Here is a 6862-nt window from a genome sequence, read left to right as displayed (position 1 = left end):
ACCAATATTTTACCAAAAGAATAGGTGTCTTTCTTTATGTTTTAAAAAATGTCAAATGATAATTTTGTACTTCCCAAAACCATTTACATCAAGCATTTAAACAAGATTTTGGACTGCGAAAGCTGAGGTACTTACTTATTTCATAGTGACAAGAAACGTGAGTACTCAAATGAAGAAATTTTGACTCGGTTTAGGGAGCATTTTCCGCATGGGGAGAGTAAACGTATTACTTATACAAAGACATTGGAACAACCGCTATTGTCTCCTTTTTTTGCGATGAGTCCGTTGGCTTGGTCTATGGGGGGAAGAACAACGTAAGAGCTTTATAGAGCAAGAAGAGGTGTCAATGACGGTAGATGTTTGTATACTCGTCGGTCGAAGGTGAAGAAGTAAGGGGGTTTTTGTTTATAATTAAGTTACTTAGTAGTTACTTTTTACTTGACAGATAAAATATAACTGGATAGTATATAACTATAAATTTGAATTTTCTGACTAGTAACTCTACTAAATAACTATTTGGTGAGTATCACATGCATAGTGTTGTGAAAGTTTAAAAAATCTGTCATTGTAAAAAACAGCTTTTTTCGATAACATTTTTAATTATCATTATTAAAATTAGGAGTGGAGTATGTGAGAGATCAAATTATTTGGAAAGTTGGTGGCCAACAGGGAGAAGGGATTGAAAGTACAGGAGAAATTTTCTCTGTAGGAATGAATCGACTAGGATATCATTTATACGGTTATCGTCATTTCTCTTCCCGAATTAAAGGGGGACATACAAACAATAAAATTCGAGTCAGCACCACCCCAATCCAAACGGTGGCGGAAGACTTGGACATTTTAGTTGCTTTTGACCAAGAGACGATTGATTTAAACTATCATGAACTGAATGAAGAAGGCATCATTATTGCCGATGCGAAATTTCGTCCGGTGAACCCGGAAGATTCAAAAGCTGAACTACATCCGGTTCCATTTACGGAAATTGCGAAAGAACAGGGAACACCGCTCATGAAAAACATGGTCGCCATTGGTGCCACTTGTGCGGTGATGGACTTAGATGTCAGTCTTTTTACGAATGTCATCCAAGAGATTTTTGGAAGAAAAGGCGACGATATGGTACAAAAAAATATGAAGTCGATGGAAGAAGGCTATCATTATATGAAAGAAAGTCTTGGAGATGTAGATGGTACGTTGTCGCTAAAAGAAGCTGATGGCCAAAAACGAATGTTTATGATTGGAAATGAGGCTATCGCTCTTGGTGCGCTTGCTGCAGGGGTGCGCTTTATGCCAGCCTATCCAATTACTCCTGCTTCCGATATTATGGAATATTTAATTAAAAAATTACCGGATGTCGGTGGAACAGTCATTCAAACGGAGGATGAAATTGCTGCGGTGATGATGGCGATCGGTTCGAATTACGCTGGCGCTCGCTCTTTTACAGCATCTGCGGGGCCTGGGCTATCTCTCATGATGGAGTCCATTGGGCTTGCTGGAATGACGGAAACACCACTTGTAGTTGTTGATACCCAGCGTGGCGGTCCATCTACCGGACTACCAACGAAACAAGAACAATCGGATCTCATGCAGATGATTTACGGAACCCATGGGGACATTCCGAAAGTCGTGATGGCACCGAGTACGGCGGAAGAAGCATTTTATGATATGGTGGAAGCGTTTAATATTGCCGATGAATATCAATGTCCTGTCATTTTCCTTTCTGACTTACAGCTTTCTTTATCGAAACAGACAGTGACACCGTTTGATTTAGATAAAGTAGAGATTCGAAGAGGAAAATTACTGGACGAAGTGCCGGAACGAGAAGATCCTCACAGTTACTTTAAGCGTTATGAAATCACCGAAGACGGCATTTCTCCAAGGGTGCTACCGGGAACGAAACATGGCATTCACCATGTTACTGGACTCGAGCACGATCAAGAAGGTCGTCCAACGGAAAACACCGCGAACCGTAAAGCGCAAACGGAAAAACGGATGCGTAAGCTACAACATCTTGTTGACAATTTCCCTCGTCCAGTCGACGGGGAAACGCCACATGACGAGACGGACTTGCTTCTCGTCGGATTTAATGCTACTCGTGGTGCCATTGAAGAAGCAAGAGAACAGTTAGAAAGTGAAGGATTCAATGTGAATCATCTGCACATTCGTTTGATTCACCCGTTCCCGACAGAGCATGTGAAGCCGTATATCGATTCGGCGAAGCGAGTGCTAGTCGTTGAAAACAACGCCAGTGGCCAACTTGCAAGCATTATTAAAATGAATGTAGGGCAAGTCGAAAAAATTCAAAGCTATTTGAAATACGACGGAGATCCAATTTTCCCAGGAGAGATCTACGAAGGAAGCAAGGAGTTGTTGAAGCATGAGCACATTAACATTTAAAGATTTTCGCAACGGCGTGAAGCCGAATTGGTGTCCTGGGTGCGGAGACTTTTCCGTTCAGTCAGCCATTCAACGAGCAGCAGCGAACCTCGGCCTGACTCCCGAAAACTTAGCGCTTATTTCTGGAATTGGTTGTTCCGGGCGGATTTCTGGTTACATTCGTTCTTACGGTTTTCATGGTACCCACGGTCGGGCACTCCCGCTGGCTCAAGGGGTAAAAATGGCGAACCGGGACCTTACTGTCGTTGCAGCAGGAGGAGATGGAGACGGTTTTGCGATTGGAATCGGGCATACGATTCATGCGATGCGTCGCAACATTGACATCACTTACATTGTCATGGACAACCAAGTGTATGGACTGACAAAAGGACAAACTTCTCCTCGTTCGGATAGTGGCTTTGTCACCTCCTCTACGCCGGACGGGTCGATTGAGCAAGCACTGCCGCCGATGGAAACAGCTCTCATGAGCGGAGCAACTTTTGTCGCACAAAGTTTCTCCACGGAGATTAAAGACTTAACGGCGACGATTGAAGCTGCGATTCAGCATAAAGGCTTCTCTATCGTAAACGTGTTTAGTCCATGTGTGACGTACAATAAAGTGAACACGTACGACTGGTTTAAAGAGAATTTAACGAAGCTCAGTGACATTGAAGGATACGACAAAACAGACCGTATGATGGCAATGAATACGTTAATGGAACATAACAGTCTTGTGACAGGTATTATTTATCAAGAAGAACGTCCTTCTTATGAAGAATTAGTTACTGGCTTTAGCGATGAACCGTTAGCTCATGGGGACATGAAAATAGAAAAAGAGAAGTTTGATGCATTGGTCAATGAATTTATGTAAAAACACAAGGAGCTGTCCAAAAAGTCATGATTGGTGACTTTTTGGACATTTTTTTGTTATCGCTTCATCAAAAATTGCTTCTGGAAACGTCTCTTGACCGAATAGGCATGTTTCCAACACCAAATTGTTGATGGAAGTAAGTCATGGATGGGTCATGCCATCGTTTCATATAAAAATAGCGAATGGAAGCAAGCCATGAATGGCTCATAACACCGTTTCATTCAAAAATGTCTGATGAAAGCAAGCCATGAATGGCTCATAACACCGTTTCATTCAAAAATGTCTGATGAAAGCAAGCCATGAATGGCTCATAACACTGTTTCATTCAAAAATGTCTGATGAAAGCAAGTCATGGATCGCTCATGCCACCGTTTCATTCAAAAATAGTTTGTGGAAACAAGCGATGAATGGATCATGGCACCGTTTCAATCCAAACACCATTGTGAAAGCAATCCATGCACGATGTATGGCACCGTTTCAGCGCTAAATGATTGTTGAAAGGAACGCTTGATTTATTTATTAGGACTTGTTAGACAGTCTCTTATTACGAAAACGATGCAATGAAGTGTCGCATAAAAGATCCATGCGACTATATATCGCATCAAACTCCCACCGAAAGGTCTTATGACATTTTACACCGTTTCAGGAAGCTTTCTCTTGCGTCGGACCGTCCTATTTACCATCCGCGTACATACGAAGCTTTCAGACGAGATACTGATGAAACGGACGTATAATCAGCGCCGGGCTTTTGGAGGCTCATTTGTACTTCTCGCGGTAAACTTAACCGCAAGAAACAATCACCCGATCATAGAAGAAGGGAAAAAACGCTACAAAAATGGTTCCAAGCACTAAAATTTGCTTGGAACCATTTTTTAATGTATGATGCTCAGCTTCTTGTATGTCAATTAATCGTCTAAATCAGCAGGATAGACACCATTTTCGTCATGTACTTCTTTTCCACTGAGTGGTGGGTTAAAGACACACACCATTCTTGTATCTTCAATGCCTCGAAGTAAATGCTCATCATGTTCATCTAACGCATAAAGTGTTCCTGGTTTAATCGTATAGACCTTGTTATCAGCGAGAGTTTCTACTTCTGCATGTCCTTCGATGCAATAGACTGCTTCCAGATGATTTTTATAATGAATATGTGTTTCTGTATTCTTACGGATAAGCGTTTCCGTCACGGAAAAACCCATATTGTCTTTTTTTAATAAAAGACGGGTACTTACCCAGTTTCCGCCATCTACTTGATATTCTGTTCCTGCCACATCCTCAAATTTTACAACTTTCATTACGTAATCTCCTTTGTTCTTTTTTTATAGTAGGTGAACTGCTTCTTACTATGTTTCCATGGTAAGTGAAAATCCACCTTAAAACAAACAGTATCCAAGCCAATGATTTGGAAAATAGCACGAGCATACAACGTTATGAGAAAGGATATTCCAAATTTCTTAAAATTAATCCGCGAAGCTAGTCTAAGCTATGAATGAATCTGCGTGGAATGTCATGCAATACTTTTTTAAGTATATATCTCGACACTATCTTCCTTATCCGCTCTATTAAATTCTTCGATGTTTCTGTAAAAAATCCCTTCTAAATCAAAAGCTTGTACATAACATGTGGTGATGATTCATTTAAATGAGGGGGATTGGCATGCAATTTTATTACGGAAAGCAAATGCCATTGCGTGTATTGGATGAGGCGGAGTTTTGGAAGCATCAAGAGGAAGAACATACCGTTGTGATTCGGGAGTTGGTGAGTAATCTGGAGCGCCCATTTGTAGAAGCGCTAGAAAATTGGGAGATGGAATTTGCGAAAGCTCATCAACGGGTTGTGCGCTACATTGAAACGGTGATTCGTTCGAACGGAAACGTTACTCCGATGCTTTATCAAGATGTGATACAGCTGACAATGTTTTCACTAGAACAGAGCGAGCGCTTCATCGAGTTTTGTCGTCGTTTAATGAGGGAAAGTGCCCCAATACGAGAGAATCCAACTGCAAAAGTGGTGTTAAATCACATTATTGTCGAATCAGAATATTTTATCGGGATCGCTCAGACAATTCTTTATGAATAACTAACTACAAGAGGATGGGACAAGATGCCATCCTCTTATGACTATTCTTATTCGGATTGACGTCTTCCAATTTTAATACGACGAACTTTTCTCTCTTTTTGTTTCGGAATCGTAATGTAAAGAATTCCGTTTTTATCGTGGGCATCGATTTCATCTGTGTTCACGTTATCGGGTAAGGTGAAAGAGCGGTAAAAAGAACCGTAATTATGTTCTACGATATGCATTTGGCTATCATCATCTTTTGTTTCTGTCTGTTGTTTTCTTTCCCCTTTAATCGTCATGACATTTTCGTCAATCTCTATCTCAATGTCATCGGGTTCTACTCCTGGTACTTCTAATTCCACGATGTATTTGTTTCGTTTTTCTTCTATGTTGCATGCTGGGGTGAAACTATCTTTCCATATCGGTTTGTCGCTGAAAAAAGAATCATCGAAAAAGCGTTGAAACATGTTGTTCATTTCATTTCTAAAGCTTTTCATGATGTCTTCTCTGTCATTCCAACGTCTGATTGGTTTCATCATTGATTCCTCCCCTTTATATGCATCATTATTACTATGTCTTGTATTCCCATTTTGGTAAAAAATAAACGTCGTTCGTTAAATTGTCACAATTACATGAGTGGCAGAGGTGTTTATTTATATATATGGTGTCTATTTGTTTGCAATAGTTGAATAAATCGTTTTGTTTTTTTGGAAAGATAACGTTCTTTTAGTGTTAACACGGCAGATTTGGAGATGAGCTCAACGTCTTCTATTTCAAGGACATGAATGTTACTGGAGTGTTCTTGATGACAGATAGATTCCGGTAAGATGGTAGCTCCGAGGCCTTCTTTGATGAGACCAATAATCATATCGACATTTGGAGATTCTCCGATAATGTAAGGTGTGAGGTCGTTCTTTTGAAACATATTCATAAAAATTTCAAATTGACCGGTTCCTTTTATCCTGTGCAAAAGAAAAAGAGGTAGTTCGGAAAGTTCTTTGATCGTAATGGTTGTTTTATTTTTTTCAGAAAGGTATTGTTTGGAGACCATGGCGACATATTTTTCATCTGGGAGGCGAAAGTAATGAAACTTCTCTAAATCAGCTGGTAGTCGAATGATCGCTAATTCGATTTCTCTTCTTAGCAATTGATTCGTTAATTGATAAGAATCCCCTTCAATGAGTTGGATTTGCACGTGGGGAAAATGTTGTTGAAATTGCCGAACGGCTTGTGGGATATGAGCAAAACAGGAGCGGTTACAACCAATAGTGATAGAACCTCGAACCCCCTGTCCTGTCTCTTTTACTTCTCTCATCGTATCATCAATTTCATCTAATAGTTTTTTCGTTTTTTCATAAAGTACTTCCCCTGCTTCAGTAAGTTCCATGGTGTGTCCATTGCGCTCAAATAGCGCACAGCCAAGGGTTGCCTCTAATGCTTGCAAAGACTGGCTGAGGGGCGGCTGGGAAATGTGCAACTTTTTTGCCGCACGGGTAATTTGTTTTTCATTGGCAATTTCATAAAAATATTTCAGCTGTTTGAAGTTCATATAACCTC

8 protein-coding genes are annotated in these 6862 nt (G+C 40.4%); 5 read left to right on the top strand and 3 right to left on the bottom strand.

Features of this window, described 5'->3' with window-relative positions:
* Window positions 1-630: 630 nt before the first annotated feature.
* The 4 genes from GJS40_RS06365 (at window position 631) to GJS40_RS06350 (ending at window position 4096) form a co-directional block, all read left to right on the top strand.
* Window positions 631-2394, top strand: coding sequence for a 2-oxoacid:acceptor oxidoreductase subunit alpha (locus GJS40_RS06365; RefSeq protein WP_270897019.1), 1764 nt, complete (start codon window positions 631-633; stop codon window positions 2392-2394).
* A complete protein-coding gene (locus GJS40_RS06360; RefSeq protein ID WP_270897018.1) occupies window positions 2375-3244 on the top strand; it encodes a 2-oxoacid:ferredoxin oxidoreductase subunit beta in 870 nt (289 codons plus the stop codon). Before GJS40_RS06365 ends, GJS40_RS06360 begins: the two co-directional genes overlap by 20 nt.
* A gap of 286 nt (window positions 3245-3530) precedes the next feature.
* The gene (locus GJS40_RS06355) at window positions 3531-3731 is read left to right on the top strand and encodes a hypothetical protein (protein WP_270897016.1); all 201 of its coding nucleotides are present in this window, start codon (window positions 3531-3533) and stop codon (window positions 3729-3731) included.
* Window positions 3732-3901: 170 nt separating this feature from the next.
* A complete protein-coding gene (locus GJS40_RS06350; protein WP_270897014.1) occupies window positions 3902-4096 on the top strand; it encodes a hypothetical protein in 195 nt (64 codons plus the stop codon).
* 53 nt (window positions 4097-4149) lie between these two features.
* On the opposite strand, the gene GJS40_RS06345 is transcribed toward GJS40_RS06350, so the two are convergent.
* A complete protein-coding gene (locus GJS40_RS06345) occupies window positions 4150-4539 on the bottom strand; it encodes an ectoine synthase (protein ID WP_270897012.1) in 390 nt (129 codons plus the stop codon).
* A 361-nt stretch (window positions 4540-4900) separates the two neighbouring features.
* Here GJS40_RS06345 and GJS40_RS06340 point away from each other — a divergent pair, with 361 nt between their 5' ends.
* The gene (locus GJS40_RS06340) at window positions 4901-5323 is read left to right on the top strand and encodes a DUF2935 domain-containing protein (RefSeq protein WP_270897010.1); all 423 of its coding nucleotides are present in this window, start codon (window positions 4901-4903) and stop codon (window positions 5321-5323) included.
* A gap of 47 nt (window positions 5324-5370) precedes the next feature.
* Here GJS40_RS06340 and GJS40_RS06335 read toward each other — a convergent pair whose 3' ends face one another.
* Window positions 5371-5841 carry an Hsp20/alpha crystallin family protein gene (locus GJS40_RS06335; protein ID WP_270897009.1) on the bottom strand — a complete coding sequence of 157 codons (471 nt, stop codon included), beginning with the start codon at window positions 5839-5841 and terminating at the stop codon, window positions 5371-5373.
* A 113-nt stretch (window positions 5842-5954) separates the two neighbouring features.
* Window positions 5955-6854 (bottom strand): LysR family transcriptional regulator, encoded by a 900-nt coding sequence (locus GJS40_RS06330; protein ID WP_270897008.1) that lies wholly within the window; start codon window positions 6852-6854, stop codon window positions 5955-5957.
* Window positions 6855-6862: the final 8 nt, after the last annotated feature.

Source organism: Aliibacillus thermotolerans (genome assembly GCF_027853235.1).
GTDB classification, from domain to species: Bacteria; Bacillota; Bacilli; order Bacillales; family Marinococcaceae; genus Aliibacillus; species Aliibacillus thermotolerans.
The sequence above is the reverse complement of the archived record's forward strand: the minus strand, read 5'-3'. Positions and strand labels throughout refer to the sequence as shown.